This window comes from Novosphingobium acidiphilum DSM 19966 (genome assembly GCF_000429005.1).
Taxonomy (GTDB): domain Bacteria; phylum Pseudomonadota; class Alphaproteobacteria; order Sphingomonadales; family Sphingomonadaceae; genus Novosphingobium; species Novosphingobium acidiphilum.
The window spans coordinates 1-22,401 of sequence record NZ_AUBA01000030.1 but is presented as its reverse complement, the minus strand read 5'-3'; the positions used below and the strand labels follow the sequence as shown (position 1 = coordinate 22,401).

Here is a 22,401-nt window from a genome sequence, read left to right as displayed (position 1 = left end):
CTTGCCGGCCTCCATGAACTCTTTCGACCAAGTGTAATACAGGCTCTGCGCAATACCTTCCTTGCGGCACAGCTCGGCGATGCTGTCCTCGCCACGCAGGCCATCGAGCACGATACGGATCTTGTCTTCAGCGGAGAAATGTCGGCGGGTCTGGCGCCGAATGTCCTTCACCACCTGCTCGGCAGGGGCTTTCGCGGGCAATTTTCTCGAGGAGGGTTGGGGCTTCATCTGCGTTCCTTCGTCACTACGACGAAGCCCCAACCCTCCTCAAATCTCAACCCCTAATCTGTGCCAAAGGCGCTGACGGGGGACAGTGTGGCCATTTGACCTCTGATGACGGCAACAAGCCGCTCGTTGACACGCGGATGGGCCTTTGGCGTCATTTTGCCATAATGGGTCGATCCGCGGCTTACGACCCGGCTCATGCCGTCATCGGCATAGGTCTCGCTTTGACGGTTCACTGTCTTGCCAATCAGCTTTGTGATTCGTCAAAAGAACGGCCCACAGTCGACAAAAAGATGACAAAAAGCGGGTCAGAACCGCGCCTCGAAGCTCAGCCCGAAAATGCGCGGGTCGGTCAATGTGCCGCGCGTGCGACCATCGCAATCGACGAAACCCTGCGTCGGTACGACCACGTTGAAGATGTTGCTGACAAGGACGAATGCGCCAAAATGGTCGCCCTGCCAGCCCAATTTGGTGTTGACCAGCGTGCGCGGGCCAATGTCGCGGCCGGGCCCGATCGCCGGCTGGTTGACGACATCCTGGAAAATCCGCTGCGATGGTAATTCAGGGGCCAGAATTCAGGAGCCAGTATACGAAATTGGCGGGGCAGTCCGCTTTTGAGCTGAACTCGTAAGCGAGCGAATGACCGAAATTGGGACGCATTGCCGACAGTCTGTTTCTGGCGTCGGTGCCGGCAAACCTTCTCATAAACTGGCAAGCGCCGCCGTCGGCCAGTAGGGCGGACCTGAGGTCAGGCAATGAATTTTCCCGGTGGTGCGGCCCGATGCTGCCGGTAGCGGGCTCTGTCCGCGTCGCTTAGCCGCCCGACAGTGAGCTACCGGGCGGCTGTAGTGTCACAACGGACAATGGCGTCGCCACCAGTGGCGGCGCGGATCGGCAAGGTTGCGGATGTAGTTCATCAATGCTTTGGCGAGTTCGCGCTCGACTTGTGCCGTGGTCAATCCGGTCTGATATTTTGAAGGCGTCTTTTTGAGCACGTTTTGCCTCCGGACTGACATGCCGTCCGAGCCAGATATCCTGAAGTGCAGGATTGTCATGTATCAATAACGCATAACCTGCGTACGGGAGCATCGTGGTCGATCTCGAACGACGCGAGGTGATCGACCTGCTTCCCGATCGTCAGCGCGACACGGTCATCGCCTGGCTGCGCCAGAACCCGCAAGTCGAAATCATCTGCCGCGACCGTGGTCCGGGTTATGGTGCGGCCGCCAGCGAGGCGGCGCCGCAGGCGCAGCAGGTGGCCGACCGCTGGCACCTGTTCGAGAACGCCTCGGCAGCATTTCTGGCGGCGGTGCGTTCGGAAATGCCATGTCTGCGGCGTGCGCTGGCGCCAACGGGGCCGGTCGATCCGGCGACCCTGACCCGTGCCGAGCGCATCCAGTGGGATGGCTACCAATTGCGCGAAGCCCTCAACCGCCAGATTATCGATCTGGCCGGGCAAGGCGTGCCGATCAGGGTCATGGCACGCACGACCGGCGTGTCGCGCAAGACCATCCGCAAGGTCCTGCGCGGCCAGCGTCACGACACCTTCCGCACGCGCCAGAGTTCGCTTGATGCCTGGTCGCTGACCCTCGAGGCGGAATGGAATGCAGGCTGCCGGATTGGCGCTGAACTGTGGCGGCGGCTGAACGCATCCGGTTTTGGGGGTTCGTTGCGCGTGGTCAGCGAATGGGCGACCCGCCGTCGTCGCGACGAGAAGCTTGGCCACACCAGCGGTGCTGGGCTAAGTGCACGAACAATCGCGCGCAGCATGACCACCGAGCGGGACACAGGATCAGCACAGACCGCCCTGATCAACGCGGTGATCGAAAAGGCCGTACCAGCGCTGATCAGTGCACGCGAGGCTCTCGATCGCTTCCATGCCATGATGCGCTCAAGGGACAGGGCACGGCTCGATCCGTGGATCGCCATGGCGGCCGAGACCAAGCTTGCTGGGTTCGCCGCCGGCATCGAGGCCGACAAGAATGCTGTTGCCGCCGCGATCTCGACGCCGTGGTCCAGCGGGCAAGTCGAGGGCAAGGTCAACCGCCTCAAGGCCATCAAGCGCCAGATGTACGGGCGCGCCAAAATCGACCTTCTCAAAGCCAGACTTATGGCGCCAGCATGACCTGGATTGCACGGAATTTGAGTCAGACCCCCGTTTGGACGCCGATTGACAAACCAGCGTTTCGTAGGCAAAAAGTTCCTGCCCATCGTTGAAACCGACGATACCGATCTGACAGATGCTGCTCACGCGCGAGCAGGCTGTTTCCACGTCGACAACGACGAAATCGGGCGCGATCATGGTCTCTGAAGGCATCATCACTGGCCCCTAGCAAGTCGACAAAGTCTGTGCGAGCGCCGATCGTTGCTATTATGCCAGAGGCAACAAAGCTGACAGTCGGCGAAAATCCCGGCTGGATTGTTCCTAAGCCAGTCCGCCCAGCAACTGCAGAATGTGGCTTTCGGTCACGACTTCTGCATATTTCGCCTGAAGATCGAACAGGTTGGCCTCGTGCGGCCCAGGGTGACGGTCGCCACAGGCGTCGGCCACAACAAACGGCAGAAAGCCATTCTGGCAGGCATCGAGCGCGGTGGCGCGGATGCAGCCAGAGGTCGATGTGCCGCAGATCAGCAGGGTGTCGACGCCCCATGCGGTCAGCGTAGCAGCCAGATGCGTGCCGAAAAAGGCGCTGGCATAGCGCTTGGTGATCACCAGATCCTGCGGCTGGGGGGAAAGTCGCGCGGGAAACGCCCCCAGGGGATTGCCCCGCTCAAAGCATTTGAGCGCGGGCACCTTGCGGAAAAACACGCCCCCATCCGCTCCGCCCGGGGCATATTCGACATTGGTGAACAGCACCGGAAAACCCCGCGCCCGAACCGCTTCGGTCAGCCTGATCGCCGATTCCAGCGCTGATTCGATCCCGGCATAAAGCGGCGAGCCCGGCACCAGATAGGCGTCGACCATATCGACGACGATCAGCGCCGGGTTTTTGCCAAAGGGCAGCAGCCCGTCGAACGCACCGGCGTAGTTCGCCGTCAGGTCCGACCGGTCCTGCATCAGATCACCCCTTGCGCGGTCAGGGCTTCGAGTTCGGCGCCCGTCAGTCCCAGCATTTCGCCATAGATTTCAGCATTGTGCTGGCCCACCACCGAAGGCGCCGGACGCCGCACGCTGCCGGGCGTTGCGGACAATTTGGGAAACACGCTTTGCATCTTGAGCGGCCCGAACCGGTCGGTTTCCACTTCGATGATCGCTTCGCGGGCCTTGAAATGCGGATCGGAGAGCATGTCCGGTGCGCGATAGACCCGCCCGGCGGGAATGGAAAACTCGGTCATCAAGGCTTCGACCGCGTCGACCGAAAGCGTGCTGGTCCAGGCATTGATCAGGGCATCGATCTCGTCCTGGTTCTCGCCGCGCGCGATATGCGTGGCAAAGCGCGGATCATGGCCGAGGCCAGGCTGGCCCATCGCCGTGGCGAGCCGCTGCCACAGCGAATCCTTGTTCGCGCCGATCATGAATTCGCCGTCTTTGCAGCGATAGACGTTGGACGGAGCGATGCCTTTCAGGATCGAACCGGACCGTTCACGGATCACGCCCGACCGGTCGTATTCGGTGACCAGCCCTTCCATGACCTGCAAGACGCTTTCGTACAGCGCTGCGTCGATCACCTGTCCGCGCCCGGTGCGCTCACGCGCGTGGAGGGCGGCAAGCACGCCCATGCAGCCATAGGTGGCGGTCAGGGTATCGCCAATCGAAACGCCCATGCGGCTTGGTGGCCGGTCCGGTTCGCCGACGATATAACGCCAGCCGCCCATCGCCTCGCCAATTCCGCCAAAGCCGGCGCGCGAGGCATAAGGGCCGGTCTGGCCATAGCCGGACATGCGCGCAATGATCAGCCCGGGCTGTTCGGCCAGCAGCGTATCGGGGCCGAGACCCCATTTTTCCATGGTGCCGGGTTTGAAGTTCTCGATCAGGACATCGGCATTGGCGATCAGCTTGCGCACCAAAGCCTGCCCCTCGGGCACGCGCAAGTTGGCGCTGACCGACCGCTTGTTGCGCGCGATCACCTCCCAATGGACTTTGTCGTCGCCCTGGCCCCATTCGCGCATGGGGTCGCCGGTCACGGGTGGCTCGACCTTGATCACGTCGGCGCCCATGTCGCCCAGCAACTGGCCGCAGAACGGGCCAGCCAGCAACTGGCCGAGTTCGACCACCCGGATGTCTTGCAATGCTCCAGTGTTCACGGCTTACTCCGCTGCCTCAAGATGCGGCCATTCCGGCTGAACCGGGGCGGGCAGACCGGTCTCGTCCTGGCACGCCGTGCGCAAGGCAGCAATGCCGGGGCCATAGTTGAACAAGGGCAAGGGGCCGCGGTCGGTGCGGATCTGCGCGCGCAAGGTTGCCGTGGCGGCCGTATCGACCGAGCCAGCCGCATCGGCCACCACGCCATAAGCAAGCGCGCCGCCAGCGGTTACCAGGCCTTCGCGGATTTCGCGGCCGACCAAAGCGGGGTCGCGTTCAAGCGGATCGCCCCAGCCGCCACCGCCCCAGGTGATGAAGTGCAGCTGGTCGTTTTCCTCGACCGCCAGATCCTCGATCTTGTTGCCGACGATTTCCATCGTGCCATCGGCCTTTTCCAGGATCTTGCGCGCCCGGCCGCCGGGTTCGCCGCCGTTCACCCCCCAGGGCGGCACGAACCAGCGATCGTCGTGGATGGCGATGACCCCGGCGCTGAGAAAACGATAGGTCATGTGAATGCCGTTGCCGCCGCGATGCACTCCGGCCCCGCCGCTGTCGGCCGCACATTCATAGCGTTCGATCCGCAGCGGGAAATAGCGTTCAAGGAATTCGTTGGGCACGTTGGTAAAGCCCGGCCACAACGAATGGCCGTCGGGCCCGTCGCCCATCGGACGTCCGGGGATGCCGCCAAAACCGATCTGGAACAGCTGAAACCACTCGCTGCTGCGACCGGGGCGGGTGTCGTTGCCCGCGTAAAACAAGTGGGGACTGGAAGAAAAGCCTGCGGCATTCAGGAATTCGGGTGTCTTTTGCCCCAATAGTCCTCCCAGAATGTCGAAGATACGGCCCAGCGCGTGGGTGCGGCCCGAGAGCGCGGCGGGGAATTTCGGTTTCAGCAGCGAACCTTCGGGAATGCGCACATCGATCAGGTCATAAAATCCGTCGTTGAACAGGATTTGCGGATCAAAGACCATGATCATGTAGATGCCGAAGAACATCTTGAACATGTTTTCATTGAGATAGAAATTGATTGAAGCGCTCGACTGCGGGTCGGTGCCATCGAAATCGAGGATCACCTTTTCGCCTTCGCGGTGCATCGTGCAGCGGATGCGATAGGGGCCCGCGCCCATGCCGTCGTCGCAGATATAGTCTTCAAAGCTGACCGGCTCTTCGGCGATGGCCATGCCGATCAGCGCCTTCATCGCGCGGTGGTTGCGCGCCAGCAGCTCTTGCGTGGCGGAAAAATAGACGTCGTCGCCAAAGCGTTCGGCCATTTCGATCACGCGGCGCGCGGCCACGCGGCAGCTCGCGATCAGCGCGTTGAGATCGGCAAGGCACCAGTCGGGCTTGCGCGTCTGGTGCAGCACCAGCGCGAGCAGGTCGTCGTTGAACGTGCCCTTTTTCCACAGCTTGACCGGCGGGATGCGCACGCCTTCTTCAAAGATCGAATGCGCATTGATCGGCATCGAGCCGACGACTTTGCCGCCGATATCGCTCTGGTGCCCGAACATCGAGGTAAAGCCGATCAGCCGCCCGTCCTTGAACACCGGCAGCAGCACCAGCCAGTCGTTCGAATGGCTGATCGCGCCATCGACCGAATAAGGGTCGGACAGGAAAATCAGGTCCCCGTCTTCGAGCGTGCCGGTGAAATTGCGCAGGAACCCGTCAATAAAGCTGCCGAACTGGCCGACGATCATCTTGCCCGTGCGGTCCGCGATCAGCGGAAAGGCATCGCCCTGTTCGCGGATGCCGGGCGACATCGCGGTGCGCACGAGCGTGGCATCCATTTCGATGCGCGCGTTGCGCAGCGCGTTTTCGATGATGTCGAGCGTGACCGGGTCGATCGCGACGCGGTTGAACGGGGCGGGGTTGGTTTCGAGAATGGTGGCTGGCATGGGTCGGTGTTCCTTCAGGCCGGCTGGATCAGGATATTGCCGCAATGGTCGACCGTGGCGACGCATCCGGCTTCGATCAGGGTGGTGGAATCCATTTCGCACACGATCGCGGGGCCCTTGATCACATCGCCCGCGCGCAATTTGGCGCGGTCATAGATCGCTCCGGTCTGTTCGCGCCCGTCCATCCACATCACGTGTTCGCGCATGAACGCGGCGGCCGGGTTGCCATCGCCGCGCGCAATTTCGGGCGCGGGCAGATCGGGCACCTGGCCCAGCGCAACCGCGCGCAAATTGACGATTTCGTGCGGGGTATCCATGTTGAAGGTGAACAGCCGCAAGTGTTCGGCATCGAACCGGGCGAGGATCCCGGCCACGCCGTCGCGGCGCAGATCGTCGGGGGTGATCGTCAGCGGCACTTCGAACGCCTGCCCGGCATAGCGCACGTCGACTTCGAACAGGCTCGAAACTTCAGCGGCGGGCACCCCGTCGGCGACGAGTTCGGCGCGCGTCTGCGCGGCCATTTCGTCGAGGATGGCGATCAGGTCTTCGGCGCTGGTCTGCGCCGCGGCGCGCGAAAAGCTGCGCGCGGTTTCGGTGCGCATGCGCGTGGTGGCATCGCCCAGCGCGCAGAGCACGCCGGGCGAGACGGGCGAAATCGCCGGCCAGCTCCCCATCAGCCGCGCTACCGCGTTGACGTGCAGCGGCCCTGCGCCGCCAAACCCCATCAGCGCAAAATCGCGCGGGTCATAGCCCTGCTGCACCGAAATCATCCGCAGCGCGCCAAACATGTTTTCGTTGACGATATCGATGATCCCGCGCGCGGCCTCCATCAGCCCGATGCCGAGCCGGTCGGCGATCGTCTGCACCGCGGCGCGCGCGCCCTCGCGGTCGAGCCGGAAAGTGCCGCCCAACAGGTTTTCGGGCAGATAGCCGAGCACGACATTGGCATCGGTGACCGTCGGCGCCTCGCCGCCCTTGCCATAGGCGACCGGGCCGGGCACCGCGCCCGCCGATTGTGGCCCGACGCGCAGCGCGCCGGTCAGTTCGGGCACATAGGCGATCGACCCGCCGCCCGCGCCGACGGTCTTGACGTCGAGCGCGGAGGCGCGCACCGACAAGTGGCCCACTTCGGTGGTGCGCTGGCGGCGCGGTTCGAGGTTTTCGATCAGCGCCACGTCGGTCGAAGTGCCGCCGACATCGAGCGTCATGATATTGCGGATGCCGGCATTGCGCCCGACCCAGATCGCCCCGGTGACCCCGCCCGCGGGGCCCGACATCAGGATGTTGACCGGGGTCGCCTCGGCCTTGTGCGCGCTCATCAGCCCGCCGTCCGAGCGCAGCAGCGACAGATTGCCCGCCATCCCCGCCTCGGCCAGCCGGGTGCGCAAGTTGGCGACATATTTGCCCACGATCGGGCGCACCGCGGCATTGGCAACGGTGGTCAGCGTGCGTTCGTATTCCTGCATTTCGGGCAGGACTTCGTGGCTGAGCGAGACCGGCACCCCGGGCATGACCTCGCGCGCGATCGCGCCGATGCGCGCCTCGTGCGCGCCGTTGACATAGGCGTTGATCAGGCTGACCGTCACCGCCTCGACGCCGGCGGCCTGCAGCTTGGCCAGTTGCTGGCGCACGTCGGCTTCATCGAGCGGGCGCACTTCGGCCCCGTCGGCGCCGATCCGGCCCTTGACCGTGACCGTGTGTTCGAGCGCGGCGAGCGGCTGCGGCTTGGGCCAGATGATCCACCCGGCCAGCCCGCCCGGCACAAAGCTGCGCGCGATCTGCATGATATGGCGATAGCCTTCGGTGGTCACCAGCCCGACGCGCGCGCCCTTGCCTTCGAGCACGGCATTGGTCGCGACCGTCGTGCCGTGCAGAAAGGTTTCGATCGCATCGGGGGTGATCCCCGCCGCGCCGCAGATCGCGTTGACCCCGTCGAGAATCCCGACCGAGCTGTCGTGCGGGGTCGATGGCGTCTTGTGCCGCCAGAACGCGCCCGTACCGGTTTCCAGCAGCAGCAGATCGGTGAACGTGCCGCCCACATCGACGCCCAATCGGTAACCCATGCCAATCCCCCAAAAATGAATGCGTTGCGGGCCGTTCGCGGCCCTTGGTGGTGATTACGAAGCCTTCGGAAATACAGGTGCGCGCGCGACCATGCCCGGCAATGTCCGGTCCATGATCGTGCCGAGCCAGTGGCTGGTGTCAACCAGCGCGGCCAGATCCATGCCCGTGCCGATCCCGGCGCGTTCGAGCATGTAGACCACGTCCTCGCTGGCGACATTGCCCGACGCGCCCGGTGCGAACGGACAGCCGCCCAGCCCGCCGATCGATGCGTCGATCGTGCGCGCGCCCGCGGTCACCGCTTCCCACACATTGGCGAGCCCGGTGCCGCGCGTGTTGTGAAAATGCACGCGCACCGGGATCGGCGCGATCAGGTTGCGCACGCGGCCGACCAGTTGGCCGACATGCGCGGGGTTGGCCACGCCGATCGTGTCGGCAAGGCCGATTTCGACCGGCCCGGCTTCGGCGAGCGCCGCCGCCATCGCCAGCACGCGTTCCTGCCCCACTTCGCCTTCGAACGGGCAGCCGAAGGCGGCGGCAATCGTGACTTGCGCGGTGCGCCCCGCGCCTTGCGCCTGTGCGATGATCGCCCTGGCCGCCTCGACCGAGCCATCGCTGGTCTGGTTCTGGTTGGCGATCGCAAACCGGTCGGTCGCCACCGCAACCGCGCCCAACTGGTCGATCCGCCCGGTGGCGAGCGCGCGTTCGGCGCCGCGCTGGTTCATCACCAGCCCGATATACGTCACATCCTCGCGCTGCGGCAGCCCGGCGGCGACCGCGTCGGCATCGGCCATTTGCGGCACCGCGCGCGGGTTGACGAAACTGGTCACCTCGATCCGCCGCGCGCCCGCCGCGATCGCGCGCGCGATCAGCGCGAGCTTGGCCTCGGTCGAAATCAGGGTCTTTTCGTTCTGCAACCCGTCGCGCGGCGCGACTTCGAGCAGTTCCACGGTTTTTGTATACATTATGCCATGGCCTTGAGCGCGAAGGCGGGTTCGCCGCGGGCTTTGCCGAAGCTTGGCTGGCTGGCCATGCCGCGGTGCGCATCGGCATAGGCGTGATAGGCGCGCAGGATATGGCTGGCCATGATCGCCTGCGCCCAGGCGCCATCGCCGCGCGCAAAGGCGGCGATCAGCTCTTCGTGTTCGGACCACGAACGGTGCAGCGCGTCGGGGCCATAATGGTGCGCGGTGCGCCACACCACCGGCTGTTCGACCAGCGCGCCAAGCTGCGCCACCAGCCGCCGCGAACCCGCGACTTCGAGAATCGCGGCGTGGAATTCGCGGTTGCCTTCGAGGAACAGCGCGATGTCGGGGCGGGGCAACGCAATCGCTTGCGCGATGCGGGCATTGGCGTGGCGCAGCCGCGCGAGCGAATCGGGGGTCATCCGTTCGGCGGCGCGCCGCGCGGCAAACGATTCGAGCATAGCGCGCAGATCGAACGCATCGCGGACATCGTCGAGCGACCATTCGGCGACAAAGCTGCGTTGCGTATCGGTGCGCACGACCAGCATGTCGGCCTCCAGCCGCCGCAAAGCGTCGCGCACCGGGGTGCGCGAAACGCCGCATTTCTCGGCCAGCGCCTCTTCGCCAAGCTGCGTCCCGGCCGGCAATTCGCCGGACAGGATCATGTTGCGGATCGCCACATAGGCCCGGTCGCCGGCGCGTGACATGTATTCTCCCAAGGAGCTTGACCTGAGGCATTTGTATACAATATTCTCCCCCCACGGCAAGCGTCGATCACCCGCCCCCCGAACGAGGGACACACATCGGGCCGGTCGCACGCAACAAGACCGCCTAGGGGGTGGCCGTGCCGGGCGTGGGTTCAACAGGGAGGCGAGCGATGCATTTTTCCTCAAAGCGTCAGGCAGCATGGCTGCGGACATCGGCCATGGCCTTGACCGCCGGCATCGCGCTGGTGGCGGTGCCCGCGCTGGCCGAAGAAGCGGCCGCGGCCAAGCCGGGTGACGACATCATCATTACCGCGCGTCGCCAGAACGAGCGGCAGCAGGATGTGCCCGCCTCGGTCTCGGTGCTGACCGCCAGCGCGCTGGCCAACACCGGCGCCAAGCGCGCCGAAGATTTCACCCAGTTGACGCCTGGGGTCACGATCGTGACCGGCACCGCCGAAGCGGGCGACACGCAGATCAACATTCGCGGCATGAACGGCGCGCGCGATGCCGAAAGCTCGGTCGCGCTGGTGGTTGACGGCATTCTCAAGACCAATGTCGCCGATCTCAACCAGGACCAGGGCACGATCACGCAAGTCGAAATCCTCAAAGGGCCGCAGGGCGCGCTCTATGGCCGCAACGCGGCGGCGGGCGCGATCGTGATCCAGACGATGAAGCCGACCGATGTCACCACTGTGGGCCTTGATGCGTCGTACGGCATGTACAACACGGTCGATGCCAAAGTGCATGTGGCCGGGCCGCTGACCGACACGATCGGCTATGTCGTGGGCGGATCGTTCTATTCCACCGACGGTTTCTACCACAACGAATTCACCGGCAATTCCAAGACGGTCGATGAAAAGCAGAACTGGTCGCTCGATGGCCGGCTGATCTATGGCAAGGGCACCGACACGCAGATCGATTTCAAGCTGCGCTATGCCGAATTCCACGGCGCCTCGCTGCCATTCAACGCCGCCTTCGCGCTGCCGGGGTTCGCCGGGGTCAACCCCGCGTTTGACGAAGACGTCAACCAGCACCAATTCCATTTTTACAGCAATATCAAGCCGTCGAACGACCAGTATAGCTTTGACACCTCGATCAAGCTCGATCACCGGCTGACCGACACGCTCAAGCTGGTCGGCTGGGTCAGCTTTTCCAATGTCGATCAGGCGCTGATCGCCGATGGCACTTCGGCCGACTTTGCCCGCTTCCTGAGCGCGGTCAACCCGGCGGCGCAGCCCGCAGTCAACGCCTGCTTTGCCTCGACCGCCGCGCTGACCGGCTATCCGGTCAACCAGCCCGGTTTCATCGGCCAGATCCCGGTGCCGTTCCTGTTTGCCCCGGCCACCGGTTCGACGTTCGGCCCCTACAGCCCGACGACGTGCGACGGCACGCAGTACCAGGTGCGCCGCCAGCACGACATCAGCACCGAATGGCGGCTCGAATCGACCGGCAACGGCCCGCTGAGCTGGCAACTGGGCGCCTATTACCTGCATATCGACCGTACGACCGGGGTCAGCCTCGGCGCCGACGAAGGGCAGGGCGTGATCCCCAACTTGTACAACGCGCCCGACACCACCAACCCGACCACGCTGCTGGTCGCCGACAAGTTCGGCACCAATGTCTATGCCGGGTTCGCCTCGCTCGAATACAAGCCCTCGCCGCAGTTCACCGGTGGCCTCGCGCTGCGCTATGACAGCGAAGCGCGCAGCACCACTTCGCTGGTGCCCACCGCGACCGATCCGTTCACCGGCGGCCCGATCAACCCGGGCCAGGCGTTCGGCCCGCTGGTGCCCAAGAACGCCACGTTCGACCAGCTCGAACCCAAAGTCACGCTGAGCTGGAAACCGACCGACGCGGTCAATGTCTATGGCAACTGGGGCATCGGCTTCAAATCGGGCGGGTTCAACAACCAGGGTTCGTCGGCGATCATCCAGACCAATTTCGTCACCCCGCTGGGCGCCGACGTGCACATTTCCGACCAGTACAACAAGGAATGGTCGAGCGCGTTCGAAGCCGGGGTCAAGGGCAACCTGTTCGACCACGTGGTCACGTTCGACCTCGCCGGGTTCTATACCCAGGTCCACAACATGCAGTTCTTCGAATTCTTCGTCGGCAGCTTCGGCCTGTTGCGCGTGGTGTCGAACATCGATCTGGTCGATCTGAAGGGCGGCGAATTCAACCTCAACATCAAGCCCGCCAAGGGGATCCGCCTGTTCGGCGCGTTCAACTATACCGACAGCCAGATCAAGCGGAACAGCGCGCGGCCAGAAACGGTGGGCAATGAATCGCCCTATACCGCCAAATATACACTGAACCTTGGCGCAGAGGGCGAACATGCAGTGGGCGGGTCGACCAGCGTGTTCCTGCGTGCGGATTATCGACTGACCGGCCCCACCTGGTTCAGCACGGTCCAGAACAACACGGTACCGACGCTGTTCTCCGGGCTCTTGCCGATTTCGGCCCTGGCCCTGCCTGCGGCGGTGGGCAATGCCAACTACAGCAAGACCCGGCGTGATGCCTTTGGCATCGTCAATCTGCGGGCGGGCATCCATGCCGGCGCGTACACGGTGTCGGTGTTCGCCAACAACCTGCTCGACAAGCGGTATTTGAACGAAGTCATCCCGGCCGCCGAATTCGGAGGCTCGTTCATCTCGCCGGGCAGCCGCCGACTGGTCGGAGTGGAACTCGCCGGCAAGTTTTGACGGGACATCGCGGCATACCCGGGGCGGCGGCAACCCGCTCCGGGTAAACCGGCAAGGCAAGCCAATGTTCGCTGCCGCCTGATTCAGACGAATGCCTTAGACGATGCGGCGCCCCAAATCGGTTGGGTTGCGCCGCATCTTTTTGTACCACCCAATGTCGCTCAGGCCGCTGCGGCAGAGCGAAATTCACCCCGGCGATTTGGCCTATGCGTGAAAACACGCTGCGCTCTCTGTGCGCTGGCGTGTTTCAAAATAAGCCACGTTGGCGCGCGCCTGCTGTGCGTCGAACACGTCGATCGGCGCGACAAAACCGAGACGGTTGAATGCATCGATTTGTGCCTTTGACAGATGCGCAGGCTCTGGATTGATCACAGGCTTGAACGCAAGGTCGATCATTTCAGCGGGCATGTGCGGTTACGGCACGACGCAGCCGCATTGATCAGGCGCTGGCCGATCTTGAAGCGGGTCCGCGCAGTCGCGCCCGGATCGAGGGTTTTCTGCTGACTGCCCTGACCAGCCTTAGCGAACCCGGCCCGCAATCGCGCGCGCCGATTCCGGCGTGGCTGGACGCCGCGATGCATGCGGCGCAAAGGCCAGAGGTTTTTCGCGCCGGGGCAGCGGGGTTCATCAGCGCTGCGGGCCGGTCGCACGAACATGTCTGCCGCAGCCTCAAGGCGCATTTCGGGGTAACACCCTCAATGTTTGTAAATCGGATGCGAATGGAACATGCTGGCCGCCTGCTGACCGGAACCGACATTGCCCCCGCCGACATTGCCGTCGATTGCGGCATTGACACCATCAGTCACTTTCACGCGCTGTTTCGCACTCATTTTGGCGTGACTCCGCGCCGTTATCGCCTGTCCCGGCGACGCGATCCGGTCCAGCCCGGTCTTCGACCTGGTTGAACTGACACCGTGCGCAAGCGGCAGCATGGCGGCACCGATCCCCTCGCCGACCGGGCAGGATATATAAAACCCATTATAATACTCATTACGGGTTGTAATGAGTCGCCGCCTCGCATACCCATGGGTTAGAAACCGACTCGGATACGGGCGGGCATAATTGGGGAGGGTATTCATGAAAGCACCATTCAAGCACGTCGTGCGTCTGGCCGCCGTCAGTCCTTTGGCGCTGGCAACACCGCTGATGGCACAGTCGGTCGCGTCCACAGCATCTGCCGACGCAACAGCACAGGCCCCGCAAGACAATGCAATCGTCGTTACCGGCACCAGCGTCGGTCGCGTTCAGTTGAAGACCCCGGCGGTTGCAACCAGCATCGGCAGCGATCGACTGTCGATGCTGTCGGCGAATAGTCAAGCCGATGTCCTCGCCACCGTGCCCTCGCTCAAGGCCGAAGGCGGCGGGGGCGAGGTCGCCGCCAACGTGTTCGTGTCGGGCCTGCCCAGCACCGGTCAATACCAGTTCACGCCGATCCAGTTCAACGGATCGCAAACGATCGCCAGCATGGGGCTGAACTCATCGGCGATCGACATCTTCAAGCGACCAGACCTGGGCGTGGAGCGACTCGAATTTGTGCGTGGCGGCGTGTCGAACCTGTTCGGTAGCGGCGGAATTGGTGGCATAATCAACTATATCGACAAAAAAGGTGGCGACGAGGATCACGGAAAATTTTCGATTGAAGGGTCCAATCATTCGCGTGTCAAAGCCGATTTTGCGCTCAACGGTCCGATCGGCAATGGCTATCACTACGCCGTCTCGGGCTGGTATCGCTATGACGAAGGCCCGCTAGTGTCCGGCTTTGCCGCCAAAGGCTACCAGTTGCGCGGCAACATCAGCCATGAATTCGATGGCGGCGAATTCACCATCTATGGCCAGGCGATCAATGATCGCACACCATATTATGGCGATATCCCGCTTAACGGGCAGACCTATCGTCCTGCGATCGGCAACAACGGCAGCGAAGTGCTGACCACCGAAACCGCGGCGCTGTCCGGCATCGCGTTTCAGACCCCGAACGGCACGTTCCACACCAGTGTCGGTGAAGGCGTTTATGTCAGCGGCTATTCGTTCGGCTCCGATTTCAAGAAAGACATCGGCAACGGCTGGGCGTTCAACGGCAAAGCCAACATCGCCAATTACACCCACACCTTTGCGCTGTTCAACGGCGGCGACAACGTCACCAACCTGCCCACCACGCAGACCGCATTCCTGCAAAGTTATGCATCGCAGTTCGGATCGACGTCGGCGACTTTCAATCCGGCCAATTACACATCCAGCTTTACGTTTGCCAACAGCGGCGCGGCCGTGCCGTCCAATTACCTGCTGTGGGGTGACCGAGTCACGGATCGATCGCGCAACCTCTCTACCGCAGAGGGCGAGCTCAACCTCACCAAGCAACTGCTGACCGGAGCGATCCAGCACCATTTCACTCTGGGCAGCTACTTCGGCCAGACCAGCGCGCGCGATTTTGATGTTACATATTCGTACATCGGCGACTTCGACAATGCGCCTCAGCTTGTCGATGCGTCAGTGACCAACATATCCACCGGCGCTACCACCATTCTTTCGAGCAACGGCCTGACCGGCACCGGTACCGGATACACCAACAATTACGCGAATTCAAAGCGTTATGCCGTCTACCTGGCCGACCAAATGGAGGCCGGAAAATGGATTTTCGATATCGGCGGCCGGTGGGAAAAGCTCGACGGTTATGTCAGTCATGAGACCACCCAGAAAATCCCCGGCGGTGTGCTGCCTACCAACCTGCCCGCGAACACACAGTTGTCATCGGGGCTGTCCAATATCACGTGGGGCTCAGGCGATTTCCTGACCGGAAAAGTCGATCCGTCATCATGGGCACTGGCCGGCAACGTCTTGTACAAATTGTCCGACCAGGTCAGCCTGTTCATGAACGCCTCACGCGGGTTCTTCATGCCCGAACTGCGCAGCGTGGTGATCGATACCCACGATGACGTGCAGTCGTTTCAGCCAGAAGTGATCAAACAGGCGATGGCTGGGATTAAGTTCCGCACGGCGCGCATCAGCGGTTCAGCCTCGATCTTCTATGCGACGCTGACGAATTTGCGCAATATTCAGCTGATCAACGGACCGACGCCGGGCAGCGCGCCGACCGAAGTGGTCAATCTGGTATCGACCCGGACGTATGGTGCCGAAGCGAATGTAACAGCGACGATCGTGCCGCACCTGACGTTCGAGGGCAATGCGACCTACCAGCACGATGTCTATACCCTCTACACGCCCGTTGCCGGTTGCACCAACTGCGTTGGCGACCGTGAACAACGCCAGCCCGATTTCGTCTCCAACTTCGGGTTGTATTTCCGCCACCACCTGTTCGATGCATCGTTGTTCGATACGTATACCGGTCGGACTTTCACCTCTGATCTGAACAACATCCGCTTGGGAGGTTACAATATTCTGCGGCTCGATATCGGGGCAAATGTGCCGGTTTCAGGCAACCAGACGGTGCGAATCAGCGCCGATATCTACAACCTGCTGAACAATCAGGGGGCGACCGAAGGCAACCCGCGTCAGGGCGCTTTGCAGAATGCGGGGCAAGCTTATTTCGTCGGTCGCGATATTCTGCCGCGCCGGGTCATGGGCAAGCTGTCCTACGCGTTCTGAATTCCGACAAACTTGAACATAACCTGCCCGGCTGCGGCGCAACCGGGCAGGCAAACGGGGACCATCCGTGGAGTCAATCGACGCGCTTACCGCCTATTTTGTGCACGGTGTGCGGGCAGCAAGCGCACAACAGGTGATGCCACGGCACGTGCCTGCGAGCCCGCCGCAGGGAAAGACATTCATCCTGGGTTGCGGCAAGGCAGCGGCGGCAATGGCTCAAGTGGCTCGCGCGCATACATCGGGTGACGTTATCGGGTGTGTCGTCACGCGGTATGGTCACGGCGTGGATCTGGATATCGATGGCGTGTGCGTCATCGAGGCGCGTCATCCGGTGCCCGACGCGGCGGGGCGCGCGGCAGCCGATCACATCATCGCGCTCGCCCAGCAAGCCGGGCCCGGCGACCGGGTCATATTCGTGATTTCGGGTGGAGGTTCGGCGTTGTTATGCGCGCCGGCGACCGGCCTGGAGCTGGCAGAAAAACAGGCGATTACCGATCATCTTGTACGTTCGGGTGCACCGATCGACGATATCAATCTCGTTCGCCGCCATCTGTCGCGGGTCAAAGGCGGTCGACTGGGTGCGATCGCCGGCGCGCGCGGCGCACAGTTGCTGACAATGGTGATTTCGGATGTCGTGGGCGATGATCCGGCGCTGGTCGCATCGGGACCGAGTGTTGCGGCGCCGTTCGAACCCGATCGCGCGATTTCCACGCTCGCTCGATACGGCTGGCGGGCGAGCGCCGAGCTGGCGCGTGTGATCCATGCCAACCGCCCGGACGAGGTGCCCCTGCACGACGTGGTGACGCTGGCGACCGGTCGCACCGCGCTCGATGCAGTTGCCGATCGCGCCCGGCGCGATGGCTGGAATGTGCTCGATCTGGGTCATGCGCTTACCGGGGAAGCCCGCGCCGTGGGTGCGGCACATGCCGTGCTGGCACAGGATCTTGTCGGCAAACCCGGGCGCCATCTAGTGCTATCGGGCGGGGAACTTACGGTGACGTCTGCTGGGACGCAGGGCTGCGGCGGGCCCAATCTGGAATATCTCGCCGGGCTGGCGCAAGTGCTGCGCCCTGGCGATCCGATTTGTGCACTGGCCGGCGACAGCGACGGAATTGACGGCACCGAGGACAATGCCGGCGGGTTTGTGACGGCAGGCGCAATTCCTGCCGAAGCGCTTCGCGCGGCGTTGGCCTCTCATCGCACGCACACGCTGTTTCAGGCGCATGGCGGCCTGATCATCACCGGGCCCAGCCTTACTAATGTCAACGATATTCGCATGATCGCCGTGGAGCCCCGATGACCATTCCTTTGCTGTCCGAACACGCTATCTCCATTTTGCGCCGCAACGATCACGGCGGCTATACCGTGCCCACGCACGGCCTCTATCCCTATCAGTGGAACTGGGATTCGGCATTTGTCGCGCTCGGTTTTGCCGAATTTGACCGCGATCGCGCGTGGGTCGAGCTTGAAACGCTGGTGTCGGGACAGTGGGATGACGGGATGATTCCGCAAATCATCTTCCATCAGGACGATCCGGGCTATTTCCCCGGGCCAGCAGTGTGGGCGACCGGCAGGACCCCGCCGACATCGGGCATTACCCAGCCGCCGGTGCTGGCCTCGATCGTGCGCCACCTGTGGCAGGCCGAAGGTGCCGATCCGGCGCACCCGCGGATGCGCGCGCTGGTTGCGGCATGTCTCAAGAGCCATCGCTGGTTTCACACATATCGCGATCCGCTGGCCAATGGCCTGGTGATGGTCACGCACAACTGGGAAACCGGGCGTGACAACAGTTCGGAATGGGACGAAGCCCTAGACCGGGTCGATACCTCGCGCGTCGGCAGTTATCAGCGCCGGGATACCGCCCACGTCGATGCCGCCATGCGCCCCACTGCGCGCGAATACGACCGCTATGTCGCAATCCTGCAATTTGGCCGGGCCTGTGGCTGGGACCATCGCGAAATCGCCGACCACGGCCCGTTCCGGATGATCGATGTCGGCATGTCGATGGAATTGCTCCGCGCCAATCGCGATCTCCTGGTCATGGTGCAGGCCATCGGCGACAGCGCGACGGCGGACGAACTGAAAGCGCGGATCGCGCTGTCCGAACACGGTGTCGACTGGCTGTGGAACGAAGACGCAGGCGCTTATTGCTCACGCGATCTGGGCACTGGTCAGAGTTCGGGCCTGGTCACCAACGCCAGTTTTCTGGCATTCTATGCAGGTGTCGGCAATGCCGCGCAGCATGCTCGGCTGATCGCGGCGCTTGGGCGATTGACGCATAGCGCGCGGTTCCTGCTTCCCAGTCTGGAAGCGGGAAGCCGGGCCTATGATCATCAGCGATACTGGCGTGGGCCGATCTGGCTGGTGGTGAGTTATATGGTCGCGCTGGGGCTGGCCGAGACCGGACACCAGGCCTGGGCCGACCGGATCAGGTCGGATTCGGCAGGCTTGATCGAATTGTCGGGTTTCTATGAAAGTTTCAGCCCCGAAACCGGTGCTGGATCGGGCGGGCCCGACTTTTCGTGGACAGCCGCGATGTGGCTGGCCTGGTGCGGCAAAGTGGCGAGCCCATGACCATCTCTGTGCGTCGACCTGTATCCAAAACCTATCCCTGGATTCTGGTCGGGCTGCTGTGGACAGTATCCTGCCTCAATGCGGCGGATCGTTCGGTGTTCAACACGGTCAAGCCGTTGTTGCGCAAAGCCTTTCACGTTAACGACATTCAGCTCGGGCTGGTTGATACGACATTTTTCTGGGGCTACGCATTTTGCGCGTTCCTGTTCGGCCGGATCGGCGACAGTGTGCAGCGGCGCAATCTGATCCTGTTTGGCCTGATTTTCTGGAGCACAGCCACCGGGATGATGCCCCTGGCGACCAGTTTTGGCCTGCTGCTCACCATGCGCGGAATGGTCGCTATTGGTGAATCGACGTATTATCCCAGCGCCACCGCGCTAATCAGTCGCTGGCACGGGCAGTCGACTCGCAGCCGCGCGCTGTCGATCCATCAGACCGCGATTTTCGTCGGCGGCGGAGCGGGCAGTTGGGTGGCAGGCAAACTGGCCGACGCCCACGGTTGGGCCATCCCGTTTGTGGTGTTTGCAGGGACCGGGTTGATGTTTGCCGGGGTGCTGGCGTGGTTGTTGCGCGTTGATGTGCCAGGCAGTGCTGTCGTACCCGCCGCAGTGTCAAGGACCGCGCGCACAGAGCCGGTCACGGTTGTCCTGGCCAACCGTGCCGCACTGGTGCTGTGCGCGGTTTATATGTTTGCCTCGGCAGCCTCTTCGGCGGTGCTGAACTGGTGTAATGTCTATGCGCATGACGTGCTGGGGCTCAATCTTGCCGATAGCGCGCTGGTCGGTCCGATGATGATCACCATTGCCGGGTTTGTTGCGGTGCTGGTGGGAGGCTGGCTCGCGGACAGACTGGCCGTGCACTGCCCGCTGGGCCGCTTTACCGTTCTGCTGATCGGACTGGCGATTGCGGCCGTGTTTCTGGCGATATTTCCGCTGGCGCATTCGGTGGCGCTGGTCGGTCTGCTGCTGTTTGCCACCAGCTTTGGCAAAGGTTTGTTCGATGGCTGCATCTACGCCGCAATGTTCGATGTTGTCGCAGACGAAGCCCGTGCCACCGCAACCGGGATGATGACGATGGTCGGTTTTTTCGGAGCCGGAATTGCCACAACTGGTCTGCCGCTGATCGCCAGCGTGGCGGGTCTCGCTGCAGCTTTTGCGATGATGGCCGCGCTTTATGGCGCGGCGGTGCTGATCCTGATCGTGTCGCGTCCAACGGTGCGCGCGGTGATTGCCCGGCAGTCAGGCGCATTGCAGGATGTCTGAACCGGCTTCGCATGGCGGAATTGAACTGGGCGGGACCAGGACCTTGATGGCAATCGGAAACCAGATAAGCCTGAATTTGGCACTCGCTCTGGCGCTGCTTGGCAACATCTGTGGGATCGGCGCTTGATTGCCCGGGCTGGATTTGCCATCTCTGGGCTATGGCAGGCAGGGAAACGATCGCGCATCTACGGCAGCAACCTTCCGACAGCGAAGCGCGAATTCTCGGCATTGTCTTGCGCAACGCCGGAGCGACCCAACCGGAAATCGTCCAGGCCAGCACCCTTTCACAGCAGTCCGTTTCGCGGCTGGTCAGCGATCTTGTTGGCCGCAATGCGCTGATTTTGGGCAGCCGTCGTGGCAATGGCCGCCGGGGCCAACCCAGCGTCGAAATTGGCATCAACCCGCAATATGCCTACTCATTGGGCATCGCCTTGATGACTGATGCCATGTCGATTGTGTTGATGGATTTTGCCGGCAATGTCATCGGGCATGAACACTTCACGTTGCCTGTGATGAGCCGCAAGGCGGTTTTTGCCTGTATACTCGAGGCGCGCGATCGTTTTCTGGAAAGCATCCCATCGGCGCGCGACCGGCTGGTCGGCGCCGGGATCGGAATTCTTGGCCCTTGTCTGGACGGCAAGTCGCGCTTCAATCCTCCGCGCGCGCTCGACGAATTCGCGATGGTACCGATCGACGAACTGTTCGCTGAACAGCTCGATCTGCCGTGCTGGGCGGAAAGCGATGGCAACGCAGCCGCTGTAGGCGAATGCTTTCTTGGTGCGGGACGCACCTTTGCAAATTTCGTCTATATCTACGTCGCCGCAGGGCTCGGTGGCGGGATCATCGTCAACCATCGCTTGCTGCGCGGATCGCACGGGAACAGCGGCGAAATCGGTCGCATGTTGCCATGGCGCAATTTCCACATTCCGACGCTGGAAACGCTACTCCATGCCCTGCGCAAAGCCGGAGTCGAACTGGACGGTATCTCGACCATGCTGGATCGTTTCGATCCGGACTGGCCAGGAATCGATGAATGGATCGCCAGCAGTCGCGACCAGTTCTCGTTGATCACGTCGGCCATCGCTGCGCTGGTCGATCCGGATGCAATCGTCTTTGGCGGACGCCTGCCACAGGCTCTGGCCGCCAAGCTGATCCCTGCGATCGAGTTGTTCGACGATGCGCGCCGCGAAACCCCCCGCCCGTTGCCGCGCATCGTCGCATCGCAGACCAACTACGATGCCTGTGCGATCGGGGCTGCCATGTTACCGCTGGAGCAAACCCACTATTCAACGATGCTGTAAAACCGCCGGGCCATGAGACCAGAACGCATGCGTTGCCGGCAGACTCGGCCAGCGCCGGGTAGGTTTTTGCCGCGCGACAATCAGGATGAGAACGCAGCGACAATCAAGGTGAGAATCGCCGCTTGCTGGCACGGCGGAGGGCGTAGCCCGTAGCCGTGCCAGCAAGCGGTGAGGCCTCTATTTCATAGGGGTTCAGAGGGTCGTGGTCGGCCCGGTATGACGCGCATCGCTTCGTTTGGAAGGGATGCGGGTGCCGGGCTGCCGTATCAACGATCATCAGATGAGGCTTTATATGAAGCTCAAGCAGACCAATTCGGTGCCGGTGGCCGCCGCCAAGGCAGGGATCAGCATGGCGAGCGCGTATCGGATCAACGCGGATCCATGCCTGCCCTCGCAACGCAAAAAGCCGCGCGAGCGGCGACGGCCTGACCCGCTGGCAGACATATTCGAGACCGAGATCGTGCCCTTGCTGGAGGCGGCACCGGGGTTGCGCGCCGTAGCCATCTTCGAGGAGATCCGCCGGCGTCATCCCGAACTCGACCAGAGGGTCCGGCGGACGTTGGAGCGTCGGATCCGGTCTTGGCGCGCGCAGTTCGGTCCTGATCAGGAGGTTATCTTTCGCCAGGTCCATGAGCCCGGTCGGCTTGGGTTGTCGGACTTCACCGATATGGGCGATTTGGCCGTTACGGTTGCAGGCGTGCCGCTCGACCACCGGCTTTATCACTTCCGGCTTACCTGGTCGGGCTTCGAACACGCCCATGTCATTCTGGGCGGCGAGAGCTATGTCGCGCTGGCCGAAGGGCTGCAAAATGCGCTGTGGGCGGTGGGCGGGGCGCCGATCGAACATCGCAGCGACAGCCTGTCTG

Annotated in this window: 19 protein-coding genes; 10 read left to right on the top strand and 9 right to left on the bottom strand. The window is 62.7% G+C overall.

Annotation, left to right across the window (positions count from 1 at the left end):
- Positions 1 to 228 (bottom strand): transposase (locus tag G404_RS0116850; RefSeq protein WP_028642103.1); only part of this gene is annotated, 228 nt, incomplete at its 3' end.
- A gap of 95 nt (positions 229 to 323) precedes the next feature.
- On the opposite strand from G404_RS0116850, the gene G404_RS20480 reads away from it, so the two are divergent.
- Complete coding sequence (locus tag G404_RS20480) at positions 324 to 785, top strand: hypothetical protein (protein ID WP_156906360.1); 462 nt, start codon at positions 324 to 326, stop codon at positions 783 to 785.
- A gap of 291 nt (positions 786 to 1,076) precedes the next feature.
- Here the strand turns inward: G404_RS20480 and G404_RS20475 are convergent, their stop codons facing one another.
- Entirely contained in the window at positions 1,077 to 1,280 is a 204-nt protein-coding gene (locus G404_RS20475; protein WP_156906359.1) for a hypothetical protein, read from the bottom strand.
- Positions 1,281 to 1,315: 35 nt separating this feature from the next.
- Here G404_RS20475 and G404_RS19575 point away from each other — a divergent pair, with 35 nt between their 5' ends.
- Positions 1,316 to 2,350 (top strand): ISL3 family transposase, encoded by a 1,035-nt coding sequence (locus tag G404_RS19575; RefSeq protein ID WP_051280910.1) that lies wholly within the window; start codon positions 1,316 to 1,318, stop codon positions 2,348 to 2,350.
- A gap of 300 nt (positions 2,351 to 2,650) precedes the next feature.
- Here G404_RS19575 and G404_RS0116825 read toward each other — a convergent pair whose 3' ends face one another.
- From G404_RS0116825 to G404_RS19570, 6 genes are read right to left on the bottom strand one after another with little or no spacing between them, the layout of a single operon-like run.
- Positions 2,651 to 3,283 (bottom strand): N-carbamoylsarcosine amidohydrolase, encoded by a 633-nt coding sequence (locus G404_RS0116825; protein WP_028642102.1) that lies wholly within the window; start codon positions 3,281 to 3,283, stop codon positions 2,651 to 2,653.
- Positions 3,283 to 4,455, bottom strand: coding sequence for a CaiB/BaiF CoA transferase family protein (locus G404_RS0116820; RefSeq protein ID WP_028642101.1), 1,173 nt, complete (start codon positions 4,453 to 4,455; stop codon positions 3,283 to 3,285). The genes G404_RS0116825 and G404_RS0116820 overlap by 1 nt, the downstream gene beginning before the upstream one ends.
- An 18-nt stretch (positions 4,456 to 4,473) precedes the next feature.
- Entirely contained in the window at positions 4,474 to 6,360 is a 1,887-nt protein-coding gene (locus tag G404_RS0116815) for a hydantoinase B/oxoprolinase family protein (protein ID WP_028642100.1), read from the bottom strand.
- A 14-nt stretch (positions 6,361 to 6,374) separates the two neighbouring features.
- A complete protein-coding gene (locus tag G404_RS0116810) occupies positions 6,375 to 8,423 on the bottom strand; it encodes a hydantoinase/oxoprolinase family protein (protein WP_028642099.1) in 2,049 nt (682 codons plus the stop codon).
- 54 nt (positions 8,424 to 8,477) lie between these two features.
- The gene (locus G404_RS0116805; protein ID WP_028642098.1) at positions 8,478 to 9,386 is read right to left on the bottom strand and encodes a hydroxymethylglutaryl-CoA lyase; all 909 of its coding nucleotides are present in this window, start codon (positions 9,384 to 9,386) and stop codon (positions 8,478 to 8,480) included.
- Positions 9,386 to 10,093, bottom strand: coding sequence for a GntR family transcriptional regulator (locus G404_RS19570; RefSeq protein ID WP_051280909.1), 708 nt, complete (start codon positions 10,091 to 10,093; stop codon positions 9,386 to 9,388). Before G404_RS19570 ends, G404_RS0116805 begins: the two co-directional genes overlap by 1 nt.
- Before the next feature lie 218 nt (positions 10,094 to 10,311).
- On the opposite strand from G404_RS19570, the gene G404_RS0116795 reads away from it, so the two are divergent.
- Positions 10,312 to 12,795, top strand: a complete 2,484-nt coding sequence (locus G404_RS0116795) for a TonB-dependent receptor (protein ID WP_036521881.1) — start codon at positions 10,312 to 10,314, stop codon at positions 12,793 to 12,795.
- Between the two features lie 204 nt (positions 12,796 to 12,999).
- On the opposite strand, the gene G404_RS0116785 is transcribed toward G404_RS0116795, so the two are convergent.
- Entirely contained in the window at positions 13,000 to 13,203 is a 204-nt protein-coding gene (locus G404_RS0116785) for a hypothetical protein (protein ID WP_028642096.1), read from the bottom strand.
- A 167-nt stretch (positions 13,204 to 13,370) separates the two neighbouring features.
- On the opposite strand from G404_RS0116785, the gene G404_RS21035 reads away from it, so the two are divergent.
- From G404_RS21035 to G404_RS0116745, 7 genes are all read left to right on the top strand, one after another.
- A complete protein-coding gene (locus tag G404_RS21035; protein ID WP_084601453.1) occupies positions 13,371 to 13,700 on the top strand; it encodes a helix-turn-helix transcriptional regulator in 330 nt (109 codons plus the stop codon).
- 172 nt (positions 13,701 to 13,872) lie between these two features.
- Complete coding sequence (locus G404_RS0116775) at positions 13,873 to 16,398, top strand: TonB-dependent receptor (RefSeq protein ID WP_028642094.1); 2,526 nt, start codon at positions 13,873 to 13,875, stop codon at positions 16,396 to 16,398.
- A gap of 67 nt (positions 16,399 to 16,465) precedes the next feature.
- A complete protein-coding gene (locus tag G404_RS0116770; RefSeq protein WP_028642093.1) occupies positions 16,466 to 17,698 on the top strand; it encodes a glycerate kinase type-2 family protein in 1,233 nt (410 codons plus the stop codon).
- Positions 17,695 to 18,972 carry an MGH1-like glycoside hydrolase domain-containing protein gene (locus G404_RS0116765; protein WP_028642092.1) on the top strand — a complete coding sequence of 426 codons (1,278 nt, stop codon included), beginning with the start codon at positions 17,695 to 17,697 and terminating at the stop codon, positions 18,970 to 18,972. The genes G404_RS0116770 and G404_RS0116765 overlap by 4 nt, the downstream gene beginning before the upstream one ends.
- Positions 18,969 to 20,234, top strand: a complete 1,266-nt coding sequence (locus tag G404_RS0116760) for an MFS transporter (protein ID WP_156906355.1) — start codon at positions 18,969 to 18,971, stop codon at positions 20,232 to 20,234. Before G404_RS0116765 ends, G404_RS0116760 begins: the two co-directional genes overlap by 4 nt.
- 158 nt (positions 20,235 to 20,392) lie before the next feature.
- Complete coding sequence (locus tag G404_RS0116750; RefSeq protein WP_028642090.1) at positions 20,393 to 21,535, top strand: ROK family transcriptional regulator; 1,143 nt, start codon at positions 20,393 to 20,395, stop codon at positions 21,533 to 21,535.
- A gap of 250 nt (positions 21,536 to 21,785) precedes the next feature.
- The coding region (locus tag G404_RS0116745) for a hypothetical protein (protein ID WP_028642089.1) at positions 21,786 to 22,401 on the top strand (616 nt) is incomplete at its 3' end.

Excerpts from the sequence above, each read along its gene's own strand:
- G404_RS20475 (WP_156906359.1), bottom strand. The coding sequence starts at position 1,280 with ATGACAATCCTGCACTTCAGGATATCTGGCTCGGACGGCATGTCAGTC.
- G404_RS0116825 (WP_028642102.1), bottom strand. The coding sequence starts at position 3,283 with ATGCAGGACCGGTCGGACCTGACGGCGAACTACGCCGGTGCGTTCGAC.
- G404_RS0116815 (WP_028642100.1), bottom strand. The coding sequence starts at position 6,360 with ATGCCAGCCACCATTCTCGAAACCAACCCCGCCCCGTTCAACCGCGTC.
- G404_RS0116810 (WP_028642099.1), bottom strand. The coding sequence starts at position 8,423 with ATGGGTTACCGATTGGGCGTCGATGTGGGCGGCACGTTCACCGATCTG.
- G404_RS0116805 (WP_028642098.1), bottom strand. The coding sequence starts at position 9,386 with ATGTATACAAAAACCGTGGAACTGCTCGAAGTCGCGCCGCGCGACGGG.
- G404_RS19570 (WP_051280909.1), bottom strand. The coding sequence starts at position 10,093 with ATGTCACGCGCCGGCGACCGGGCCTATGTGGCGATCCGCAACATGATC.
- G404_RS0116795 (WP_036521881.1), top strand. The coding sequence starts at position 10,312 with ATGGCCTTGACCGCCGGCATCGCGCTGGTGGCGGTGCCCGCGCTGGCC.
- G404_RS0116785 (WP_028642096.1), bottom strand. The coding sequence starts at position 13,203 with ATGCCCGCTGAAATGATCGACCTTGCGTTCAAGCCTGTGATCAATCCA.
- G404_RS21035 (WP_084601453.1), top strand. The coding sequence starts at position 13,371 with ATGCATGCGGCGCAAAGGCCAGAGGTTTTTCGCGCCGGGGCAGCGGGG.
- G404_RS0116775 (WP_028642094.1), top strand. The coding sequence starts at position 13,873 with ATGAAAGCACCATTCAAGCACGTCGTGCGTCTGGCCGCCGTCAGTCCT.
- G404_RS0116765 (WP_028642092.1), top strand. The coding sequence starts at position 17,695 with ATGACCATTCCTTTGCTGTCCGAACACGCTATCTCCATTTTGCGCCGC.
- G404_RS0116760 (WP_156906355.1), top strand. The coding sequence starts at position 18,969 with ATGACCATCTCTGTGCGTCGACCTGTATCCAAAACCTATCCCTGGATT.
- G404_RS0116750 (WP_028642090.1), top strand. The coding sequence starts at position 20,393 with ATGGCAGGCAGGGAAACGATCGCGCATCTACGGCAGCAACCTTCCGAC.